Origin of the sequence: Kitasatospora putterlickiae (assembly GCF_039527695.1) — a bacterium.
In the GTDB taxonomy this organism is placed as follows: Bacteria; Actinomycetota; Actinomycetes; order Streptomycetales; family Streptomycetaceae; genus Kitasatospora; species Kitasatospora putterlickiae.
Window position 1 is genome coordinate 6027 of the sequence record NZ_BAAAKJ010000059.1, and the last position, 895, is coordinate 6921.

Below are 895 nucleotides of genomic sequence, written 5' to 3' on the forward strand. Positions count from 1 at the left end.
CCCCGGCACCGCCGCCGGAGTCGCCGACCATGACGCCGGGCCGCTCTGGGAGGTGCTGGCGACCCGGCACTGCTGGCGACGGCTCGCCCCGCTGCTCGGCCCGCCCCCGGTACGGCGGCTGGTCGCGCAGACCCGGGTACTGCTCGGCGAGGACCTCTCCCGGGACGCCGAGCCGGACGAGGAGGGCGTCCCGCTGCTGCTGGAGCGGTGGGAGGCGGCGGGCCGGGGCGAGGGCACGCCGGTGCGGGAGTACCTGCGCGACGGCGGCTCGCGCAGCGCGCTGCTGACGCTGCCGGCCAGCCGGGAGGGCCTGGCCCCCGTGGAACTGCCCGAACCCGGCGCCCGGCTGCCCGGACAGGAGACCACCCGGGCGCTCGCGGAGCTGGCCGGGTGGGCCCGGGCGGTCTGCGTGCGGGGACCGGCGCCGCACGCGGCCGCGCAACTCGCGCCCGGGCGGCTGGTCACCGGCGGGTACCTGCCGTTCGCGCTCGCCTGGCCGGCGCTGGTGCAGGCGGGCGTCGCGGACCGGGCGCACGGCGCGGCGCACGGGCGGCTGGCGCTGTGGCGGATGCTGACGGCGATGAGCGGGGCCCGGCGGTCACGGTGGACGGAGCGGGCGGAGGTGGAGGCGCTGGTCGCGCGGATGCGCTGCTTCACCTGGGAGGACCCGGCGGACCGGCTGCGGCATCTGCATCTCGCGCTGGAGGACCCGGCGACCGGCCTGAGCTGGGCGGTCAGCGGGTCCGAGGAGGTCTGAGGAGCGCGATGAGAGCCGTCGAGAGGGCGGTGGGAGCGCGTCGAGAGCGCGGTGAGGGGGCGGCGGGGGAACGCGGAACCCCCGGTCCGGCGCCTTTTCCGGGGGGTTGGGCGGGGCGCCGGACCGGGGGAGTCAGGG

The 895-nt window shown here is 79.2% G+C and carries 1 protein-coding gene; it reads left to right on the forward strand.

Translation table 11 applies throughout. The features are described from left to right. Positions 1 to 757: hypothetical protein (locus tag ABD308_RS06775; RefSeq protein WP_344328999.1), on the forward strand; the 757-nt coding region annotated here is incomplete at its 5' end. Positions 758 to 895 lie beyond the last annotated feature (138 nt).